Source organism: Streptomyces sp. NPDC087901, assembly GCF_044742205.1.
In the GTDB taxonomy this organism is placed as follows: Bacteria; Actinomycetota; Actinomycetes; order Streptomycetales; family Streptomycetaceae; genus Streptomyces.
In genome coordinates this window covers 608,282-627,248 of sequence record NZ_JBIUUC010000003.1, presented here as the reverse complement: position 1 = coordinate 627,248, position 18,967 = coordinate 608,282, and the positions used below count along the sequence as shown (strand labels likewise).

Here is an 18,967-nt window from a genome sequence, read left to right as displayed (position 1 = left end):
CACGGCGTCAAGGTCAAGGATCGCAGGGGCCGGATGCGCCGACAGCTACGACTGCCCGGGGCTGCGCGCCTGGTCCAGGACGCCGGGCCGGGCAGGAAGGACGCCGTCACCGAGCTCCAGGCCGTGCTCGACCGCGGCCTCGTGGACAGCCGCGACGGGCGCCCGAGAGGTGGCGCCCGAGAGGTGACGCCCAAGAAGAAGTGACGCCCGAGAAGGTACGTCCAGAAGGGGCGTCCAATAAGTAAGTGGGGAGCGCCTGTCGTATACAGGCAGGAGCCCCGTTCCTCCGCCGAAGCGGGGGAACGGGGCTCCTTGGGTACTGCGTTACCGGCCGCGATCGGCCGACCCGGGCAACTAGGCCGGGGTGACGTTCTCAGCCTGCGGACCCTTGGGTCCCTGAGTGACGTCGAAGTTCACGACCTGGTTCTCCTCGAGGGAGCGGAACCCGGACGCGTTGATCGCGGAATAGTGGACGAAGACATCCGGGCCGCCGCCGTCCTGGGCGATGAAGCCGAAGCCCTTTTCAGCGTTGAACCACTTGACGGTTCCGGTAGCCATAAGCCCTCCTTGGGCCAAAGGGTTGCCCTGCTCCAGAACCTGCAAAGAAGTCTGAAAACTACAAAAGCCTGCGGGTTACATGCTCCGCAGGCTCTGTACTGCAAGGGAAACCAAACTGCAACTTGGCGTTGAGCCTAGCACGCAGCATGTACGGAAGGGTAGAGGGAAAGATCACTGCACCCGGAAGTTTGATTGCCGTGCGGATGAGCCCCGGGGAGGTCCTTCCGGGTGGCTTCCGGAGCCTTCCCGAGAGGCCTTCGGTATCCATTCCGGCACCCCCGGAAGAGGGGCCGCCGCGACGCCGCGCGCCCCCGGTGAGGCCGGCGGCCGGTCACGGGTCTAGCCTCGCGATGTGGACAATTCAACCGTCTCAACCGTCGCAGGCGACGACCGTCGCAGCAGGCCGCGCGTCGGCCACATCCAGTTCCTGAACTGCCTTCCCCTCTACTGGGGGCTCGCACGGACCGGAACCCTGCTCGACCTGGAGCTCTCGAAGGACACCCCGGAGAAGCTCAGCGAGCAGCTGATCAGGGGCGATCTGGACATCGGCCCCGTCACTCTCGTGGAGTTCCTCCGCAACGCCGATGACCTGGTCGCCTTCCCCGACATCGCGGTCGGCTGCGACGGGCCCGTCATGTCGTGCGTGATCGTGTCGCAGCGGCCCCTGGAGGACCTCGACCGGGCCCGGGTGGCGCTCGGTTCGACCTCCCGCACCTCCGTACGGCTGGCGCAGCTGCTGCTCTCCGAACGGTTCGGGGTCACCCCCGACTACTACACCTGCCCGCCCGACCTCGGCCTGATGATGCAGGAGGCGGACGCCGCCGTCCTCATCGGTGACGCCGCGCTGCGCGCCAACCTGCACGACGCCCCCCGGCTCGGGCTGCAGGTCCACGACCTGGGTGCGATGTGGAAGGAGTGGACGGGGCTGCCGTTCGTCTTCGCCGTCTGGGCCGCGCGCAAGGACTACCTGGCGGCCCGGCCCACCGCGGTGAAGAAGGTGCACGAGGCGTTCCTGGCCTCGCGGGACGTGTCCCTCGAGGAGGTCACCAAGGTCGCGGAGCAGGCCGCGCGCTGGGAGGCCTTCGACGCGGAGGTCCTGGAGCGCTACTTCACGACGCTCGACTTCCGCTTCGGGTCCGCGCAGCTTGCGGGCGTCAAGGAGTTCGCGCGCCGGACCGGTCCGACGACGGGCTTCCCCGCGGATGTGAACGTCGAGCTTCTCGGCGGCTGAGAGCGCGGCTGAGAGGGCGACTGCGAGACAGGCCCGGCTCTCCCGTCGCGTGCCACTCGCACCGGCCCCGGCGGGAATGCCCGGCCATTCCCGCCGGGACGTCCCGCCGTTCCCTTGCGCGGAACCTCACGGGGATGCTGTACGGATATCGATTCGGGTGAATTCGCGCTGAATTGGCCGATTGGCGGAAGGCGTCCGGAGTGCCTCCCGTCCGATCCCCCGATCCCTGCCGCAATCGACCCGTGGAACGGCACATTCACGCCTTTTGTTGTGGTGAATGGCGTCGTTCGTTCCCTTGGGGGTGAAATCGGCGGATGGTTTCCCCTGTGACCGGATGACCTTCGCCCCTAGGCTTCGGTCGGAGGTCCGGCCGGTCCACAGGGGGAGTCCGTATATGCAGCCGCTCGAAGCCGGCGAACCGCTGAGCATCGGTGCCTACCGGCTGCTCGGCCGACTCGGCGCCGGCGGCATGGGCCGCGTCTATCTGGGGCGCAGCGCGGGCGGCCGGACCGTCGCGGTCAAGGTCGTCCACCCGCACTTCGCGCTCGACGAGCAGTTCCGTGCCCGGTTCCGGCGCGAGGTGGACGCGGCGCGGCGGATCGGTGCGCAGTGGACCGCACCCGTCCTGGACGCCGACCCGGACGCCCCCGTGCCGTGGGTGGCCACCGGCTACGTGGCCGGGCCGCCGCTCTCGGAGGCCGTCACCGAACACGGACCGCTGCCCGAGCCGGCGGTACGCACCCTGGGTGCCGGGCTCGCCGAGGCGCTGGCCGCGGTCCACGGGCAGGGCCTGATCCACCGGGACGTGAAGCCGTCCAACGTCCTGCTCGCCCTCGACGGCCCCCGGCTGATCGACTTCGGCATCGCGCGGGCCATCGACGCCACCGTCTCCCTCACCTCCACCGGCGTCTCCGTCGGCTCACCCGGCTACATGGCGCCGGAGCAGATCCGCGGCCTGGACATCTCGGGCGCGGCCGACATCTTCTCGCTGGGCGCGGTGCTGGCGTACGCGGCGACCGGCGCCGCCCCCTTCCTCGGCGACTCATCCGCCGTGCTCCTCTACAAGGTGGTGCACGAGGAACCCGAGCTGGGCGACCTGGAGGGCGGGCTGCGCGACGCCATCGCCGCCTGCCTGGCGAAGGACCCGGCCGGGCGGCCGACCCCGGTGGAGCTCGCCCGGCAGCTGGCGCCCGGCGGTGCGGCGTCCTCGGTGGCCGCTGGCTGGCTGCCCGGTCCGCTGGTGCGTCAGGTCAGCCGCGCGGCGGTCGCCCTGCTGGACCTGGAACCGCAGGAGGCGCCGCTGCAGTCGGGGCCGGTGCCGTTCACCAACGCCTCGTTCGGCATGGGCGGGGTGACCGGGACGGGCGGCGCCCTCGGCGTCTTCGGCCCGCCGGTCGAGCCGTCGCCGACGGCCGGCCCGACCGTGCCGCCGCTCCCGCCGCCCGCCACCGGGACGGACGGGGTGCCCGGACAGCGCACCACCGATCCCCGGTTCGCCGTCACCATGAGCGCCGACTCCCGGCCGGGCGAGCACCGGGGGCGCAGGCTCAGCTGCACCGTCGCCCTCGCGGTGGCCGGTGCGCTCGCCGCGGTGACCGTGGGCAGCGCGTTCCTCTTCGACCTGATGCCGGGCGGGCGCACCGGCGACAGCGCCGAGCACGGCAACACCCCGTCGGCCACCTCCCCGGGCGGCACCGCCTCCGCCGAGCCGTCCGCGCCCGCGGACTCCGCCACCGGCACCCCGGACCAGGTCACCGAGGTCCCGGACGTCTTCATCGGCACCTGGCGGGGGCCGCTCACCGAGAAGACGACCGGGGCGCCGCACGGCACTCTCACCGCGGTGTTCGAGAAGGGGAAGAAGGGCGCCGAGGTCGTCCGCATGACGACCACGATCACCGGCCTCGGCGTGGACGTCAGCTGTCACAGCATCGCCACCCTCACCTCAGGAACGGACAAGGAGCTGACGCTCCGGGAACGCGCCGATCCCGAGCGCCCCGGCACGGTGGGGCTGTGCACCACCACGCCCGCCGACCTCCACTTCACGCGTACCGACGAAGGCACCCTGCGGTTCCGCTCCGACGAGCGCGGCGCCGGATTCCCGTACGGCACGCTGTCCCGGCGCTGATCCGGACCGGCCTGGGACTCCGTACGGCACGCCGCCCGGTCCGGCCGCTGACCCGAACCGGCCCTGGCGTACGCTGAACCGGTCCGTAGATCCGTTGAAAAACCGCCGAAAGGTGACAGCCCGGTGACCGAGAAGGCCGACCTCCAGCCCATCCTCGACCGAGCCGCCGAAGGCGGCCGGATCACTCCGGCGGAGGCCCTCGACCTCTACCGGTCGGCGCCCCTGCACGCCCTGGGCGCGGCCGCCGACGCCGTGCGCCGGCGCCGCTACGCGGGTACGGAGCACATCGCGACGTACATCATCGAGCGCAACATCAACTACACGAACGTCTGTGTCACGGCCTGCAAGTTCTGCGCCTTCTACGCCGCGCCCAAGGACACCGCCAAGGGCTGGTCCCGCGACCTCGACGACATCCTGCGCCGCTGCGCGGAGACCGTCGAGCTCGGCGGCACGCAGATCATGTTCCAGGGCGGGCACCACCCGGACTACGGCGTGGAGTACTACGAGGAGCACTTCTCCGCGATCAAGAAGGCGTTCCCGCAGCTGGTCATCCACTCGCTGGGCGCCTCCGAGATCGAGCACATGGCCCGGATCTCCAAGGTCTCCGCCGAGGAGGCCATCCAGCGGATCCACGCCGCCGGTCTCGACTCCTTCGCCGGCGCCGGCGCCGAGCTGCTCCCGGCCCGGCCGCGCACCGCGATCGCCCCGCTCAAGGAGTCCGGCGAGCGCTGGCTGGAGATCATGGAGATCGCCCACGGCCTGGGTGTCGAGTCCACCTCCACCATGCTGATGGGCACCGGCGAGACGAACGCCGAGCGCATCGAGCACCTGAGCATGATCCGTGACGTGCAGGACCGCACCGGAGGCTTCCGCGCCTTCATCCCGTACACGTACCAGCCGGAGAACAACAAGCTGAAGGGCCAGACGCAGGCCACGCTCTTCGAGTACCTGCGGATGATCGCCATCGCCCGGCTCTTCCTGGACAACGTCGCCCACATCCAGGGCTCCTGGCTCACCACCGGCAAGGAGGTCGGACAGCTGTCGCTGCACTACGGCGCGGACGACCTCGGCTCGATCATGCTGGAGGAGAACGTCGTCTCCTCCGCCGGCGCCAAGCACCGCTCCAACCGCCTGGAGATCATCGACCTGATCCGCAAGGCGGACCGGGTGCCGGCCCAGCGCGCCACCACGTACGAGCACCTCGTCGTGCACGACGACCCGGCGAACGACCCGGTCGACGAGCGCGTCGTCTCGCACATCTCGTCCACCGCGATCGAGGGCGGCACGGCCCACCCGGAGCTCAAGCTCCTCAGCGCCAACTAGGCACGTACGCCTTGCTGACGATCCACGCCGCCGCCCTGCTCCTGCCGGGCGGCGGCCGTGCTCCCGTGCCCGGCGGGGCGGTGGCCGTGCAGGACGCGGTGACCGTCGCCTTCGGCCCGTACGGGGAACTGGCCGCGGCCCACCCCGCCGCCCGGGTCCGGCGCTGGCCGGGCGTCCTGACCCCGGGGCTCCTGCAGCGGGACGCGGTCCGGCTGCTGGAGGAGTCGTACTTCCCCGATCCGCGGGAGGCGGACGCCCTGGGCACGGAGCCGCTGACCGGCGAGGCGCTCGACGCGCTCGGGCCGGACGACACCCGGCGGGCCGGCAGTGTGCGGCGCGGGCTGCACCGGATGCTCCGCCACGGGACGACCGCGGCGACGGCCGCCCCCACCGCACCACCCGCCCTGATCACGGCCATGCGCCGGTCCGGGCTGCTGGTCATCGGCGCTTCGGCGCACCCCGGTGGCGCGTCGCGGCTCGATCCGCTGGCCGGGGCCGTGGCGGTGGCCGACGCGACCGCGGCGCCGCTCACCGTCGGCGGGCGGGGCGATCTCGCCGCCTTCGACGTGCCGGACGAGGACGCGCTGCTCGCGGCCGGCGGGGCGAGCTGCGTGGCGACGGTCGCGGCGGGGCGACTGGTGTACCGGGCCCGGTAGACGGCACCCGTCAGGGTGTCACGGCACCGACGGGCCGCCGAGGTACTGCCCCTTGGCGTCGTAGGGCCAGGCGTTGGAGACGCATCCCCCGAGGCCGTATATCTGCTGCATCATGGCGGGGGCGGGGCGGCCCTTGCCGGGGCAGGTCTCGTGGCCGTGGCCCAGCCAGTGGCCGACCTCGTGGTTGACGATCAGGGCGCGGTAGTCGGCCAGCGGGCCGCTGAACTCCGGCGAACCCTGCTCCCAGCGCTTCAGGTTGACCATGACGTCGGTGCCGACCCGGCAGTTGACCTCGCCATGGGTATCGAGCCCGCCCTTCCCGCAGATGCGGTCGGTGGTCGCGGGAGTGGCGATCCGGATGACCAGTCCCGCAGGGCCCTCGGCGACCTGGCGGAACGACCGCTCACCGTGGTGCGACCAGCCCCGCGGCGCGGCCAGGACACGGGCGACCTCGGCGGCCGCCTTGTCCGCGTCCAGGCCGGACCCCTTCTCCACCTCGACCCGGTAGGCGTTGCCCCTGCCGGTCTCCGAGACGCCTGCGCGGGCGACGGTGAAGGTGGCGGACGCGGAGGACGTACGCGGATCATGCCCACCGTTCCACCGGATGCCCACGACGGCCGCCGCGACCAGCACGACCGGCACCACGGCCTTGACGAACAGCCGGTTCCGGCCGCGTTCACGCTGCCCGCTCCGGCGAGTACTCCCTGCTGGCATCCGCGCCCCTCCCCAGTCCTCGGTGGCTTCCACTCCCGCCTTAAGGACCGATGTCGGGGCCAATTGGTTCAGTCCACTTGCAAACGGGGTGCGGTCCGGGGGCGAGCCCCGGGAGCGTCACCGTACCGACGGGCCGCCGAGGTACTGCCCCTTGGCGTTGAAGGGCCAGGCGTTGGAGACGCATCCCCTGAGGCCGTATATCTGCTGCATCATGGCGGGGGCGGGGCGGCCTTTGCCGGGGCAGGTCTCGTGGCCGTGGCCCAGCCAGTGGCCGACCTCGTGGTTGACGATCAGGGCGCGGTAGTCGGCCAGCGGGCCGCTGAACTCCGGCGAACCGGTCTGCCAGCGCTTCAGGTTCACCATCACCGTCTCGCCCACGCGGCAGTTGACCTCGCCATGGGTGTTGAGGCCCTCCGCTCCGCAGACGCGGTCGGTGGTCGCCGCGGTGGCGATACGGATCACCATCCCGGCGGGCCCCGTAGCCACCTGGTGGAACGAGTGCGCCCCGCCGTGCGCCCAGCCGCGCGGCGCGGCCAGGACGTCGGCGATCAGGGCGGCCGCCGCGTCCGGGTCCACGCCGGAACCGTCCTCGACCTCGACCCGGTACGCGCTCCCGCCCCCGGACGAGGCGCCCGCCCGGGCGACCGTGAACGTGCCCGGCCCGGACGCCGGGACACGGGGAGACCGGGCGGCATCCGAGGCAGAGGGGGACGGGGAACGGGTGGGAGGCGCGGTGGTCGTCCTCGGCTTCGCTGCGGGGGAGGACGACGTGCTCTCCGGGTGCGGGGCCCGGCCGGAGTCCGAAGGCTCCGGCGCGGCCGCCGCGGCCGACACGTCGTCCCCGCCTGCCCATCGGGGAGCGGCGACCACGGCGACGCAGATCAGCGTCGCCGGGACGAGTATCGCGACCAGCACACGTATCCGGCTGCGGCGCCGGCGCTTCTGCCGGGCGAGCCGACGGCCTCCCCGGCCCCGCCGCTGTCCTTGGTGCCGTCCGCTCTCAGCCGCCACGAACGGAGTGCTCCTTGTCCTCCATCGGATGCTCGTCCGCGTACTTCACAAGCTTCAGGAACCTGGAGTCACCGACGGCGTCGACCAGTTGGGTCACGGTGACCGGCGCCGACACCATCGAGGAGTCGTCACCGTCGACCGAGAGACTGACGCTGCTCCTGCCGTACGTGAACTTGAGGGCGACGCCGGTGATGGCCTGCGAGCCCTTCTGGTTCCCAACCGCGCTGAAGGAGCGGACCCTGATGCCGCCCGGCAGCAACGCCGTCCTGCACCGGAAGCCCTTCGACGGGGTGTCCTTGCACGCCGGGTCCGCGCCGGCATCCCCCGGATCGGCCTGGGGGCGTACCGAGAAGACGACCGGGAAGGTGTTGCCGTCCGAGCCGCCCTGATAGCGGTTCACCGCCAGGTCGACCGGACGGACCGTGCCGAGCCGCGCGGGGAGCAGTTCGTCGAGCAGCACCGCGACCTGCTGCTGGAAGTTCTCCTGCCGGGCCCGTTCGGCCGGCGGCAGATCGGCCATCGACGTCTCACCGGGGGTCGGCTCGACGTGCACGGGCGTGGGCGCGGTCCGGCCGGTGGCAGCCGGAGAGGGGGTCGCGGTCGTGGTCTGCGAGGCGGCGGACCCGGTCTGCGCCGTTTGCGCACCCCCTCCGGAACCCCACATCGGCAGCACCGCGCCGAACACCCCCAGGGCCACCACGCCCGTCACCCCCGCCCCGACGGCCGCACGGACGCGGGTGCGGCGCCTGCGGCCCTGAACCAGGGCGACCGGCACCAGATCGGGCAGCGAGGGCGCGCTCTCGGCGGTCTGTTCCATGACCGCCCTGATCAGCAGGGCCTCGGCCTCAGGGCCCGGCCCCCGGCCGGGGGAGCGGTCCGTATCCATGTCCACGACGTTCTCCTCAGCTTCGGGTGGTGTAGAGATGCGCGTCGCCCAGGCGGGTACGCAGCGTGGCGAGCGAGCGCGAACACTGGCTCTTCACGGTGGACGGGCTGCAGCGCAGCAGCTCGGCGACCGTTTCCACGCTCAGGTCCTCCCAGTACCGCAGGACGACCATCGCCCGTGCACGGGCGGGCAGTTCGGCGAGCGCCGCCAGCAGGGTGACGGTCAGCTCGGGACCGATCGCGGGTGCGTGCGAGGCGATCGGCGTATGGGCACGGAAGTCGCGCAGCCGGCGCCGGCGTTCGGCGATGTAGGTGCGGGTCAGCACCGTGCGGGCGTAGGCGTCCGGATGGTCGGCCGAGCTCGCCCGGCCCCAGTGCTGGAACAGTTTCGCCAGCGTCGTCTGGGTCAGATCACGGGCGGCGTCCGCGTCCCCGCACAGCAGGTACGCGGTGCGGTACAGCCGGCGCTGACTCGCACGGGCGAAATCCTCGAAGCCGGCGGCGTGCGCGCTGCGTCCGGTAATCATCCAGCCTCCTTTGCGGTCTGTCGGTGGTCACTACGCCTGTTACTGAGTACCGACGGGCCGGAAAGGTTGAAGCCGGATCGGGACCGGTGTCCGAACGCGGGGACGCGGAGGAGTGGCAGGCGCGCTCAGGGGGGCCGGTCTGCCCGTCGGCTCCCTCGGAACCAGCCCGGCACTTTCCATGACCGTCCGGTACGGAATGGCCGCAGCGGCCACGGACCGGACGGCCAAGGTGCGAACAGGAGCATGCAGGAAACACAGAGAGCCAGAACACCTCTGAGATCCAGAACCTCTGTGATCCGGAGCGCTTCTGAGATCCGGAACGCCTCTGTGATCCGGAGCGCTTCTGTGTTGCGGAGCGGACGACAGAAAGAGTCGAAGTCTCGGCATCCCGCCGGGCTTCGAACGGACATGGGCGAGGTGAAACGTCGTGGTCCGCGGGGTGACCTGCGCAAACGCCGTGACTTTCTCGTTCGGGGGCGCGGATCGACGCCGTGGCGTTACCCGACAGCGGGCCCGCCCCGCCGCGGCCCGTCCGGGCTGCTTGAATGGGTGGGTGACCCGAGCCTCCCTGGACAAGCAGCCGCACGAAGTCGCCTCGATGTTCGACGACGTGGCGGCGAACTACGACCTCACCAATGACGTGCTCTCGCTCGGCCAGGCCCGGCTGTGGCGCAAGGAGGTCGCCGCCGCGGTGCACGCCCGGCCCGCGGAGAAGGTCCTCGACCTGGCCGCCGGGACCGCGACGTCCTCGCTGCCGTTCGCCGCGACGGGCGCGTACGTCGTGCCGTGCGACTTCTCCATCGGCATGCTGCGCGAGGGCAAGAAGCGCAACTCCTGGCTGCCGTTCACGGCGGGCGACGCCACGAAGCTGCCGTTCCGCGACGAGACGTTCGACGCGGTGACCATCTCCTTCGGGCTGCGCAACGTCCAGGACACCGACGCGGCGCTCCGCGAGCTCTACCGGGTGACCAAGCCGGGCGGCCGGGTGGTCATCTGTGAGTTCTCCCAGCCGGTCTGGGCGCCGTTCCGGACCGTCTACACCGAGTACCTGATGCGGGCCCTGCCGCCGGTCGCGCGTGCGGTGTCGTCCAACCCCGACGCGTACGTCTACCTCGCCGAGTCGATCCGCGCCTGGCCCGACCAGGCAGGGCTCGCGGCCAAGCTCCAGCAGGCCGGCTGGTCGAAGGTCGCCTGGCGCAACCTCACGGGCGGTGTGGTCGCACTGCACCGGGGCGTACGCGCCTGAGGCTCGGGAGCACGGGCCCGACGGAGGATGCCCGACCGGTGAAATCCGGTGCGGTGGATCCGAGTTGACGGGAACCGGGTAACGGGGAAGATGTGTCCGTTGATACGGCACGCGTCTTCCCCGTTCCTGTGTGTCACCGTTCCGGCCGTCCCCGTCTCCCCCTTGCGGAGTCCTCATGCCGTCGTACTGTCCCTTCTGCGGAACCCAGGCGCCGGACGAGGCGCGCTTCTGCATGAAGTGCGGACGCGAACGCCCGCGGACGCCCGCGGCGCCCCCGCGGACACCCACGGCGCCCCCGCAGGCACCCGCAACGCCGCCGCCGCCCGTCGCACCGCCGCACCCCGCCGTGGTCCCGCCCGCTCCGGCGGCGGGTCCGCCCCCGCCGCCCGGGTACGCCCCGATGCCGGTGGTCCCGGCGGGACCGTCACCCCTCGGAGCCTTCTTCGGCCGGGTGTTCCGGGGCGACTGGGCGGGCTCGGTGAAGGCCGCCGCCTGGCCGAGCGGACTGATCGTGGCCCTCGCGGTGGCGGTCTCCATCCCGACGTACGGGCAGGGCGACGACGTCGTCGTCGGCTGGAGCGACCGGCTGCGGATCGCGCTCGCGATGCTGCTCCAGGCGTTCGGCGGCGGCTTCGAGCTCCGGACGGCCGGGCCCGCCCGCCCGGACGGCTCCGACTACGACTACGACTACGGAACCGACTACGGCTCCGGCGGACCGGACTTCGGGTCGGACTTCGGGAGCCTGGCCCCGGGCACCCAGGGCAGTTACACGCTCGCCGTCGTCCCGCTCACCGTCACCGTGCTCTGGATCGGTGCGCTGATCCTCGGCGCCCGTGCGGCCCGCAGACAGGGCGGCGGTCTGGAGGCCGCGGTACGGATCAGCCTCGTGGCCACCGCGGCGGTCCTGCTCCTCGGACTCTTCGCGCAGCCCGAGGTCGCGGACGTCGAAGTCTCGTCCTCCCCGGTCCTCGCCGCGCTCGGTGCACTCGTCATGGCGCTGCTGGTCACCGGCGGCGTACTCCAGCGCGACGCGGCGGCCCAGTGGCTGGCGGGACGGCCCGGGGCGCTGACCCTGGTCCGGGCCGCCGGTTCGGCGGTCCGGGCGCTCGGCGTCGTGCTGCTGCTCTGCTCCCTGATCGGCTTCGTCACGTACGCCACCGCGGACGACGTCGACGGTGAAGCCCTGCTGATCGCCCTGCCGTTGCTGCCCAACATCGGACTGCATGTGCTCGGCCTGAGCTGGGGCGCCCACATCGAGTACGACCTGCGGGGGCAGCTGGACGTCTTCGGTTCCGGTACCGGGCACGACGGATTCGGCCTGGCCGAACTGGGTGACGAACTCGGTGGCTGGGCTCTGACCGGGGCGCTGGCCACCGGCGTCGTCTGCGCGCTCACGGTCGGCCTGCTGGCCGCACGCCGCTCGGCGGGCCGGGGCGAACAGGCCACCGCGGGCGGGCTGTTCCTGTTGATGATCCTGGTGCTGGCCGGGCTGGCCGGAGTCTCCAGCGGCATCGACGACACGGACGGCCGAGGCGCCGTCGAATTCGCCCTGAGCGTCTCGGACGTGCTGCTGTTCGGCCTGCTGTGGGTGGGCGGTGCCGTGTTCCTCGCGCCGTACCTGCTGCGGCTGACGGGGCGTGCCGGGGCGGTTCCCCCGGCTTACCCGGCGTACCCGGCGGCTCCGGGCCCGTACATGCCCGCTTCCGCCTCCACTTCCACTTCCACTTCCGATCCTGCCCCCGCCCCCGCCCCCGCCCCCGAACCGTCCGGCCGCAGACGGACCGTCGTCATCTGGTGCGCGACGCTCGCCGCCGCGCTGCTCGTCGGCGGCGGGGTGACCGCCGGTGTGCTGGCGCTGAAGGACCGGAACAGCGACGACAACAAGCCCGCCCCGGTCCGGAGCGGCGAGCCGTCGAGGGACGCGCCGTCGACCGGACAGTCCGACAACGACATGCCCACCGACCAGGTCAACGCCCCCGGCGGCTCCTAGGACCTCGCGTCCGGATCATTCCGGGCTCGCGGGCTCCGGCCTGATCCGAACGGAAGCCCCCGGACGGCCCGGACGGCCCGGTCCGCCCGGATGCCGACGGCGCCGGCTGACCCGGGGCGTCAGCGGTTCAGCTCCAGCCGGAAGCACCGCGCCTCCTGGCCCTCCCGGGGCGTCGTGAAGCTCTCCGCCTCCTCCATGCCGAGGCGCCGGGCCACGGCGATCGACCGCTCGTTGAGCGCGTCGATCGTCGCCACCACCCGCTCCACCCCGGCCGCGCGCAGCCGCTCCAGCGTGAGGCGCGCGGCCGCGGTCACGTAACCGCGGCCCCAGGCGGACCGGGTCAGCCGCCAGCCGATCTCGATCTCGCCCACCGGTCCGTACGCGCTCTGCGGCCACGGCTGCGCGCCCGTGAAGCCGAGCACCTCGCCGCTGCCGTCGAGCACGGTCCACAGGCAGAAGCCGAGTTCCGCGTCGTGTCTGCGCTGGCGGGCCGTCCACTCCTCGTACATGGACAGCTCGTCGGACGCACCGCCGAAGAACTCCATCACCTCCGGGTCGTCGAAGGCGCGATGCCAGGCCACCGCGTCCTCGTCGGTCGGGACACGCAGTTGAACGACGGGGAGTGCGGGAGGCGCGATCGACATCGGGGAGCCCTTCGGAGGTTGATCAGCAGGCCCCCATAGACTGCCCTGGCCATGTGCCGCGCGGCACGCGAATTCGAGTCTTCGGGAGATCCGACCGTGACCGAGCCCCTGTCCGAACACAGCGCGGACGTGATCGTCGTCGGGGCAGGCCCGGCCGGCTCCACGACCGCCTACTACCTCGCCAAGGCCGGACTCGACGTCCTGCTCCTCGAGAAGACCGCCTTCCCGCGCGAGAAGGTCTGCGGTGACGGGCTCACGCCGCGCGCCACCAAGCAGCTCGTCTCCATGGGCATCGACATCTCCGAAGAGGCCGGCTGGCTGCGCAACAAGGGCCTGCGCATCATCGGCGGCGGCGTCCGGCTGGAGCTGGACTGGCCGGATCTCGCCTCGTACCCGGACTACGGACTGGTCCGCAAGCGCGACGACTTCGACGAGCAGCTGGCCCGCCAGGCGCAGAAGGCGGGCGCGCGGCTGTACGAGCGCTGCAACGTCGGCGCCCCGATCACGGACGCCCGCACCGGCCGCATCACCGGCGTGCACGCGAAGCTCGGCGAGGAGAAGACCCCGGTCACCTTCCACGCCCCGCTCGTCGTCGCCGCCGACGGCAACTCCACCCGGCTCTCCCTCGCGATGGGCCTGCACCGCCGCGAGGACCGCCCGATGGGTGTCGCGGTCCGTACGTACTTCACCTCGCCCCGCCACGACGACGACTACCTCGAGTCCTGGCTGGAGCTGTGGGACCGGCGCGGCGCCGAGGACCGGCTGCTGCCCGGGTACGGCTGGATCTTCGGCATGGGCGACGGCACCTCCAACGTCGGCCTCGGCATCCTCAACTCCTCCTCCGCCTTCAAGGAGCTGGACTGGCGCGAGGTCCTCAAGGCCTGGTGCGCCTCCATGCCGGAGGACTGGGGCTACACCCCCGAGAACATGACGATGCCGATCCGCGGCGCCGCCCTCCCGATGGCCTTCAACCGGCAGCCGCACTACACCAAGGGCCTGCTGCTCGTCGGTGACGCCGCCGGCATGGTCAACCCGTTCAACGGCGAAGGCATCGCGTACGCCATGGAGTCGGGCCAGATCGCCGCGGACGTCATCGTCCAGGCGCACGCCCGCTCGACCCCGGCCCAGCGTGAACTGGCCCTGAACAACTACCCGAAGGTGCTCAAGGAGACCTACGGCGGCTACTACACGATGGGCCGCGCCTTCGTGAAGCTGATCGGCAACCCGAAGGTCATGAAGATCGCCACCCAGCGCGGTCTCACGCACCCGCTGCTGATGAAGTTCACCCTGAAGATGCTCGCCAACCTCACCGACCCGACGGGCGGCGACGCGATGGACCGCATCATCAACGGTCTGACGAAGGTGGCCCCGCGGTCCTGACGTGCTGTGACCCGGCGTAGCGCGCGGGCGGGGAGCCGAGGTGGCGGGTGAAGTGCCGGCTGAGGTGCGCCTGGTCGTGGAACCCGACCGCGGCGGCCACCTCGGCCGGGCGGGCGCCGGAGAGCAGGAGGCGGCGTGCCCGGTCCACCCGTCTGCCGGTGAGATAGGTGTGGGGCGGGATGCCGTATGTCCGGGTGAAGCAGCGGATCAGGTGGGTGGGGTGGGCGTGCAGCCGCGCGGACGCCTCGTCCAGCGACATCCCGGTGGATATGCGGGCGTCCAGCAGTTCGCGCAGTCCGGTGGCCAGCCGGTTGGCCTCGCGCCCGGGTGCGCGCAGCGGGGACGTCTCCAGGCGCTGGAGCAGCCGCTCGCGCACGAACGCCAGCCGCGACTCGGCCTCGAGGGCGTCCGAGGGGCTCCGCAGCGTGTTGTGCAGCTGATGGATGCGCTGTCGCAACAGCGCGTCCCCGTGCACCGGGCCGTCGGCCGCGGTACCTGCCAGCCGCTCGGGGAGCACCGTCGAGTCCAGGTAGAGCACCCGCTTGCGGAATCCGGACGGCTGGGTCGTACGCCCGTCGTGCGGAACGTGGGGCGGCAGCAGGACGACCGCTCCGGCTCCGGCCACCCCGTGCCGATGCCGGTCGACGGCGAAGTCGACCGCGCCGTCGTCCAGGATCATCAGGTCCCAGGAGTCGTGGGTGTGGACCGGGTAGGCGTGGTCGGTGAAGTGCGCGTGGAAGACCTCGGCGATCCCTTGAACGGCGGGTCGCCAGGCGGTGATCGCGGTACGGGGCCGGTCGGCGGGCATGCCAGGAACGTACAAGACCGGCGATGACGGGCGCGGAACGCTGGGGGCATGCCCATCACAGAGGTTCCCGCCCCCGTCAGTATCGGTGAAAGGCTCGCCCGGGTCACCGAGCTCTGGTCCCAGAAGAGGATCGCGTCGGTCAACGACTACGAAGTCAAGGTCGCCAAGCTGAAGGGTGAATTCGTCTGGCACACCCACGAGGACACGGACGAGCTGCTCCTGGTCGTCGACGGGCGGCTCACCGTCCAGTTCCGGGAGGGGGACGTGGTGCTCGGCCCCGGCGAACTGGTCGTCGTACCCCGGGGCGTCGAGCACCGGACGGTCGCCGACGAGGAGACCGCCATCCTGCTGCTGGAGCCCGCGGGGGTGCTGAACACGGGGGATGCGGGCGGCCCGATGACCAGGGCCGTCGAGGCGCTGGACTGATCGGACGCCGCCGGTGCGCCGCGGCGGGAGGGCTTCACGTGGCCGTCCGGCCGCGGTGGCGTACGAAGTGGATCCGGGCGGCGAGCACCACGAGACCCGCGGTCGCGGCGCCGGGCGTCATGACCGCGGGGAGCGAGGCGTGGTCGACGACGTAGCCGCCCGCCAGTGCGCCGGCGGCGATCGTCGCCTGGAAGGACGCGGTGAACAGGACCGAGGCCGCCTCGGGTGTGTGGGGTGCCGAGCGGGCGAACCAGGTCTGTGAGCAGACCGGCACCGCGCCGTAGCCGAGACCCCACAGGACGAGGAGTGCGAGCGCGCCGGCTTCGGACCGGCCGAGGACGGGCAGGAGCGCCGTCGCGGCGGCGATCGTCGCGGCGGCCGCCCCGAACGCGGTGTGCGGGCGGTGCGTCACCAGGGCGCCCCCGAGGAAGTTGCCGGCCACGCCCGCGGCCCCGTAGACGAGCAGGAAGCCGGTGATCATCCCCGGACCGGCGTGGGTGACCTCCCGCAGGAAGGGCGTCACATACGTGTACGTGCCGAAGTGCGCCAGGACCACGAGGAACGTCATCAGCAGTGCGAACCGGGCGGCCGGGCCGCGCAGCATGGCGCGGAGCACGGCGGGGCGGGTGACCCGGTCCGGCGGCAGGGCCGGCAGGGTCAGGAGGAGCAGGGCCAGCACGCCCGTGGACAGCAGGCCCATCGTGACGAACGCGGTGCGCCAGCCCGCCAGATCGCCGATGAGCGTGCCGGCGGGGACGCCGAGCACGGAGCCGAGGGGGACGGCGGCGAAGATGACCGCCGTCGCCCGGGCGGCCGATGCCGGGCGGACCAGCCGGCCGGCCAGACCGGCGCCGATCGACCAGAAGCCGCCGATGGTGATGCCGACCAGGACCCGGGCCACCAGCACCAGCCAGTAGGCCGTCGCGGCCGCGGTGAGGAAGTTGGCCACCGCGAGCAGCAGGACGAGGGCGCAGAGCATCAGCCGGCGGTCGACGCGGGCCGTCGCGAGGGTCACCACCGGGGCGGCGACGGCGGCGAGGAGGCCCGGCATCGTCATCATCAGGCCCGCCGTGCCGTCCGCGACGGCGAAGTCGGCCCCGATCGGCGTCAGCAGGCCGATCGGGAGGATCTCGGTGGTGACGATGACGAAGATGCCCAGCGTCACGGAGAGGACGGCCAGACGGCCGCGTAAGGGCGTGGGGGACGTGGTGTCGGTGCGGGGGGTGGCCGTGGTGGACATGGCGGGGCCGTCCTGTGCTCGGTGACGCGGGGGCTGTTCGCGCCAGTTCACAAGCTCGGGCGGACGGAGTCCGGCAGGTTCGCGACATCACCCGTGGCCGCAGGGGGTGATGTCGCGAACCTGCCGGAAACGCCGAAGGGCCGCGGCTCCCGAGCGGGGGAGCGGCGGCCCTTCGATGTGCGCCGAGGCGCTTGTGAATCCGTGAACTCAGAGGACGCGGACCGCGCCGGTCGGCATGTCGTAGTCCAGGGAGCGCTGCACCACACCGGTGGAGGAGTTCTGCGCTCCGACGAACTGGCCGCCGCCCACGTAGATCCCGACGTGGTACGCGCTGCCCGCGCTGCCCCAGTACAGGATGTCGCCCGGCTGGAGGTTGCTCAGCGAGACCTGGGTGCCCGCGGTCGACTGGCTCTGCGAGACACGGGGCAGGTCGACGCTCACCGTGCGGTACGCGGCCTGGACGAGGCCGGAGCAGTCCCAGGAGTTGGGGCCGGTGCCGCCGGGCACGTACGCGTCGCCGACCTGCGCCTGCGCGAACGCGACGATGGAGGCGGCGGAGCCCGTGGCGGTGGAGGCGTACGACGTCGTGGCGGACGACGAGGAGCCCGAGGAGGAGCCGGTGGAGGCGCTCAGCGTCGTGCGCGCGGCGGAGCGGGAGGCGCGCTCGGCGGCCTCCTCCTTGGCCTGCGCTTCGGCCTTCGCCTTGGCTTCGGCCTTCTTCTTGGCCTCGGCCTTGCGGACCGCCTCGGCCTTGGCCTTCTTGGCGGCCTTGGCGGCGGTCGTGGCCGCGGCTTCCTCGTGGGCCTGCGTCTCCAGGTCGAGCGCGACCTGCTGCGTGGCCTCGGCGGACGCCGCGACGGCGGTGGAGAGCCCGGCCGTGATGGTGGGCATCTCGATGGTCTGGGTCACCGGCTCGGCCTGGGCCGGACCGGCGGCGCCTGCGACCGCGATGGTGCTGAGGACGCCACCGGCAACTCCGGCTCGCAGCGCCGTCTTCGAGGCGTTTCGGCGGGGCTTCCGGTGGCTGGGTATGAGAGCGGTGTGGGACATGGGTACTAGCGCTATCAGGGCCTCAGGGGTCCCATCAAGAAACGTGTGTTGCGACACAGTTACGTCCGGAACCTGTGAATCCGCTTCCTGAGAGCCCTTATTGACGCCGTAACGGGCAAATCGGGCAGGCTCGATCACGGCTGTGATCACGGGTTTTCGGCAATACGCCCGAATTGCCCGTCACTTACCATCCGTTCACACGGTTGGCCAAGCCCGCTTGTATGGCGCCCTTCGTCGAGTGACGCAGGTCACAGCATGGTCTCGCCGTGACGGGCATGCGAGGGCCCGGCGACCGGAGCGTCCCGCGGGCGGGGAACTGGCGGCGCACGGCGCCCCATTCACCCGATAGGGGATGGATGTCGAGATGCGTCCACTTCGTTCCGGATGGATCCCGTGCGAATGACCCCGCCTTGATCCCAGAGTGGGGCAGATCCCTTTATCACCCGATCGCGTCCATCGCCAATTTGGCGGCCGACGCTGCGGCTTGATAGGGCGACACCTCTTTGACCAGCGGTAACGGCAGTAGATGTCACGTCTCGTGATCACTCGGCCGCTTCGTGTACGAAGATCACCGCTCATCCGACTTCATGATCGTTCGTCAGGTGGTGGAGATCACAAAGACGTTGTCGTACCCCGTGTCGCAGATCACAGGACGGCAGGCATAGGATGCGGGGCAGTCGGGCTTGTGAACTGCCTCACATGTGCACGATCTTGGTGAGGTGGCGAGCCAGGTCGCCCGATGCGGTCCAACGGTCAAGGACGACTGGAAGGAGCGAGGAGCGTGAATGCCTACGCGCCCATCCTCGTGCTCGGTGCCCTCGGGGCGGGGTTTGCGATCTTCTCCGTGGTCAGCGCCACGCTCATCGGCCCCAAGCGCTACAACCGGGCAAAGCTCGAAGCGTACGAGTGCGGTATCGAACCCACCCCGACTCCAGCCGGAGGTGGCCGTTTTCCCATCAAGTACTACCTGACGGCGATGCTCTTCATCGTCTTCGACATCGAGATCGTCTTCCTCTATCCCTGGGCGGTCACCTTCGACGCCCTCGGGATCTTCGGGCTCGTCGAGATGCTGCTCTTCGTGCTCACCGTCTTCGTCGCCTACGCATACGTGTGGCGCCGCGGCGGCCTGGAATGGGACTGAGGGGCTGAGGGG

Annotated in this window: 19 protein-coding genes and 1 pseudogene; 11 read left to right on the top strand and 9 right to left on the bottom strand. The window is 71.5% G+C overall.

What is annotated here, in order from left to right:
• Positions 1-33: 33 nt before the first annotated feature.
• A complete protein-coding gene (locus tag ACIOEW_RS12490) occupies positions 34-204 on the top strand; it encodes a hypothetical protein (RefSeq protein ID WP_362550110.1) in 171 nt (56 codons plus the stop codon).
• Between the two features lie 150 nt (positions 205-354).
• Here ACIOEW_RS12490 and ACIOEW_RS12485 read toward each other — a convergent pair whose 3' ends face one another.
• On the bottom strand, positions 355-558 hold the full coding sequence (locus ACIOEW_RS12485) for a cold-shock protein (protein WP_003967102.1): 204 nt from the start codon (positions 556-558) through the stop codon (positions 355-357).
• Between the two features lie 352 nt (positions 559-910).
• Between ACIOEW_RS12485 and ACIOEW_RS12480 the strand changes: the two genes are divergently transcribed.
• The 4 genes from ACIOEW_RS12480 (at position 911) to ACIOEW_RS12465 (ending at position 5,893) form a co-directional block, all read left to right on the top strand.
• Positions 911-1,789 carry a menaquinone biosynthesis protein gene (locus ACIOEW_RS12480; RefSeq protein WP_362550107.1) on the top strand — a complete coding sequence of 293 codons (879 nt, stop codon included), beginning with the start codon at positions 911-913 and terminating at the stop codon, positions 1,787-1,789.
• 394 nt (positions 1,790-2,183) lie between these two features.
• Positions 2,184-3,914, top strand: coding sequence for a serine/threonine-protein kinase (locus ACIOEW_RS12475; RefSeq protein WP_401963544.1), 1,731 nt, complete (start codon positions 2,184-2,186; stop codon positions 3,912-3,914).
• Positions 3,915-4,037: 123 nt separating this feature from the next.
• Positions 4,038-5,237, top strand: a complete 1,200-nt coding sequence (mqnC, locus tag ACIOEW_RS12470; protein WP_362550102.1) for a cyclic dehypoxanthinyl futalosine synthase — start codon at positions 4,038-4,040, stop codon at positions 5,235-5,237.
• Between the two features lie 11 nt (positions 5,238-5,248).
• A complete protein-coding gene (locus tag ACIOEW_RS12465; protein ID WP_401963543.1) occupies positions 5,249-5,893 on the top strand; it encodes a hypothetical protein in 645 nt (214 codons plus the stop codon).
• An 18-nt stretch (positions 5,894-5,911) separates the two neighbouring features.
• Here ACIOEW_RS12465 and ACIOEW_RS12460 read toward each other — a convergent pair whose 3' ends face one another.
• The 4 genes from ACIOEW_RS12460 to ACIOEW_RS12445 all read right to left on the bottom strand — a co-directional run bounded on the left by ACIOEW_RS12460 (position 5,912) and on the right by ACIOEW_RS12445 (position 9,030).
• A complete protein-coding gene (locus tag ACIOEW_RS12460; protein ID WP_401963541.1) occupies positions 5,912-6,607 on the bottom strand; it encodes a DUF3152 domain-containing protein in 696 nt (231 codons plus the stop codon).
• A 117-nt stretch (positions 6,608-6,724) separates the two neighbouring features.
• Positions 6,725-7,522: a DUF3152 domain-containing protein gene (locus ACIOEW_RS12455; protein WP_401963873.1), complete on the bottom strand. Its 798-nt coding sequence runs from the start codon at positions 7,520-7,522 to the stop codon at positions 6,725-6,727.
• A gap of 85 nt (positions 7,523-7,607) precedes the next feature.
• The gene (locus ACIOEW_RS12450; protein ID WP_401963872.1) at positions 7,608-8,504 is read right to left on the bottom strand and encodes a hypothetical protein; all 897 of its coding nucleotides are present in this window, start codon (positions 8,502-8,504) and stop codon (positions 7,608-7,610) included.
• Positions 8,505-8,520: 16 nt separating this feature from the next.
• A complete protein-coding gene (locus tag ACIOEW_RS12445; protein WP_362550093.1) occupies positions 8,521-9,030 on the bottom strand; it encodes a SigE family RNA polymerase sigma factor in 510 nt (169 codons plus the stop codon).
• A 553-nt stretch (positions 9,031-9,583) separates the two neighbouring features.
• Here ACIOEW_RS12445 and ACIOEW_RS12440 point away from each other — a divergent pair.
• The 3 genes and pseudogenes from ACIOEW_RS12440 (at position 9,584) to ACIOEW_RS12430 (ending at position 12,266) form a co-directional block, all read left to right on the top strand.
• A complete protein-coding gene (locus tag ACIOEW_RS12440) occupies positions 9,584-10,276 on the top strand; it encodes a demethylmenaquinone methyltransferase (protein ID WP_362550090.1) in 693 nt (230 codons plus the stop codon).
• A gap of 175 nt (positions 10,277-10,451) precedes the next feature.
• Positions 10,452-10,520 (top strand): annotated as a pseudogene (locus ACIOEW_RS12435) (zinc-ribbon domain-containing protein); the annotation flags it as partial.
• Positions 10,521-10,676: 156 nt separating this feature from the next.
• On the top strand, positions 10,677-12,266 hold the full coding sequence (locus tag ACIOEW_RS12430) for a hypothetical protein (protein WP_401963906.1): 1,590 nt from the start codon (positions 10,677-10,679) through the stop codon (positions 12,264-12,266).
• A gap of 119 nt (positions 12,267-12,385) precedes the next feature.
• Here ACIOEW_RS12430 and ACIOEW_RS12425 read toward each other — a convergent pair whose 3' ends face one another.
• A complete protein-coding gene (locus ACIOEW_RS12425; protein WP_362550085.1) occupies positions 12,386-12,910 on the bottom strand; it encodes a GNAT family N-acetyltransferase in 525 nt (174 codons plus the stop codon).
• A gap of 96 nt (positions 12,911-13,006) precedes the next feature.
• On the opposite strand from ACIOEW_RS12425, the gene ACIOEW_RS12420 reads away from it, so the two are divergent.
• Positions 13,007-14,290 (top strand): geranylgeranyl reductase family protein, encoded by a 1,284-nt coding sequence (locus ACIOEW_RS12420; RefSeq protein WP_362550082.1) that lies wholly within the window; start codon positions 13,007-13,009, stop codon positions 14,288-14,290.
• Here ACIOEW_RS12420 and ACIOEW_RS12415 read toward each other — a convergent pair.
• Positions 14,256-15,098, bottom strand: coding sequence for a helix-turn-helix domain-containing protein (locus tag ACIOEW_RS12415; protein ID WP_401963538.1), 843 nt, complete (start codon positions 15,096-15,098; stop codon positions 14,256-14,258). The genes ACIOEW_RS12420 and ACIOEW_RS12415 overlap by 35 nt on opposite strands.
• 48 nt (positions 15,099-15,146) lie before the next feature.
• Between ACIOEW_RS12415 and ACIOEW_RS12410 the strand changes: the two genes are divergently transcribed.
• A complete protein-coding gene (locus ACIOEW_RS12410) occupies positions 15,147-15,524 on the top strand; it encodes a cupin domain-containing protein (RefSeq protein WP_401963536.1) in 378 nt (125 codons plus the stop codon).
• A 34-nt stretch (positions 15,525-15,558) separates the two neighbouring features.
• Here the strand turns inward: ACIOEW_RS12410 and ACIOEW_RS12405 are convergent, their stop codons facing one another.
• Together ACIOEW_RS12405 and ACIOEW_RS12400 are read right to left on the bottom strand one after the other, a co-directional pair.
• Positions 15,559-16,764 (bottom strand): MFS transporter, encoded by a 1,206-nt coding sequence (locus tag ACIOEW_RS12405; RefSeq protein WP_401963535.1) that lies wholly within the window; start codon positions 16,762-16,764, stop codon positions 15,559-15,561.
• 207 nt (positions 16,765-16,971) lie between these two features.
• Entirely contained in the window at positions 16,972-17,814 is an 843-nt protein-coding gene (locus ACIOEW_RS12400) for a C40 family peptidase (RefSeq protein ID WP_401963534.1), read from the bottom strand.
• Between the two features lie 781 nt (positions 17,815-18,595).
• On the opposite strand from ACIOEW_RS12400, the gene ACIOEW_RS12395 reads away from it, so the two are divergent.
• On the top strand, positions 18,596-18,955 hold the full coding sequence (locus ACIOEW_RS12395; protein ID WP_123460983.1) for an NADH-quinone oxidoreductase subunit A: 360 nt from the start codon (positions 18,596-18,598) through the stop codon (positions 18,953-18,955).
• Positions 18,956-18,967: the final 12 nt, after the last annotated feature.

Excerpts from the sequence above, each read along its gene's own strand:
- ACIOEW_RS12430 (WP_401963906.1), top strand. The coding sequence starts at position 10,677 with ATGCCGGTGGTCCCGGCGGGACCGTCACCCCTCGGAGCCTTCTTCGGC.
- ACIOEW_RS12405 (WP_401963535.1), bottom strand. The coding sequence starts at position 16,764 with ATGTCCACCACGGCCACCCCCCGCACCGACACCACGTCCCCCACGCCC.
- ACIOEW_RS12410 (WP_401963536.1), top strand. The coding sequence starts at position 15,147 with ATGCCCATCACAGAGGTTCCCGCCCCCGTCAGTATCGGTGAAAGGCTC.
- ACIOEW_RS12485 (WP_003967102.1), bottom strand. The coding sequence starts at position 558 with ATGGCTACCGGAACCGTCAAGTGGTTCAACGCTGAAAAGGGCTTCGGC.
- ACIOEW_RS12415 (WP_401963538.1), bottom strand. The coding sequence starts at position 15,098 with ATGCCCGCCGACCGGCCCCGTACCGCGATCACCGCCTGGCGACCCGCC.
- ACIOEW_RS12460 (WP_401963541.1), bottom strand. The coding sequence starts at position 6,607 with ATGCCAGCAGGGAGTACTCGCCGGAGCGGGCAGCGTGAACGCGGCCGG.
- ACIOEW_RS12450 (WP_401963872.1), bottom strand. The coding sequence starts at position 8,504 with ATGGATACGGACCGCTCCCCCGGCCGGGGGCCGGGCCCTGAGGCCGAG.
- ACIOEW_RS12400 (WP_401963534.1), bottom strand. The coding sequence starts at position 17,814 with ATGTCCCACACCGCTCTCATACCCAGCCACCGGAAGCCCCGCCGAAAC.
- ACIOEW_RS12445 (WP_362550093.1), bottom strand. The coding sequence starts at position 9,030 with ATGATTACCGGACGCAGCGCGCACGCCGCCGGCTTCGAGGATTTCGCC.
- ACIOEW_RS12425 (WP_362550085.1), bottom strand. The coding sequence starts at position 12,910 with ATGTCGATCGCGCCTCCCGCACTCCCCGTCGTTCAACTGCGTGTCCCG.
- ACIOEW_RS12475 (WP_401963544.1), top strand. The coding sequence starts at position 2,184 with ATGCAGCCGCTCGAAGCCGGCGAACCGCTGAGCATCGGTGCCTACCGG.
- ACIOEW_RS12490 (WP_362550110.1), top strand. The coding sequence starts at position 34 with ATGCGCCGACAGCTACGACTGCCCGGGGCTGCGCGCCTGGTCCAGGAC.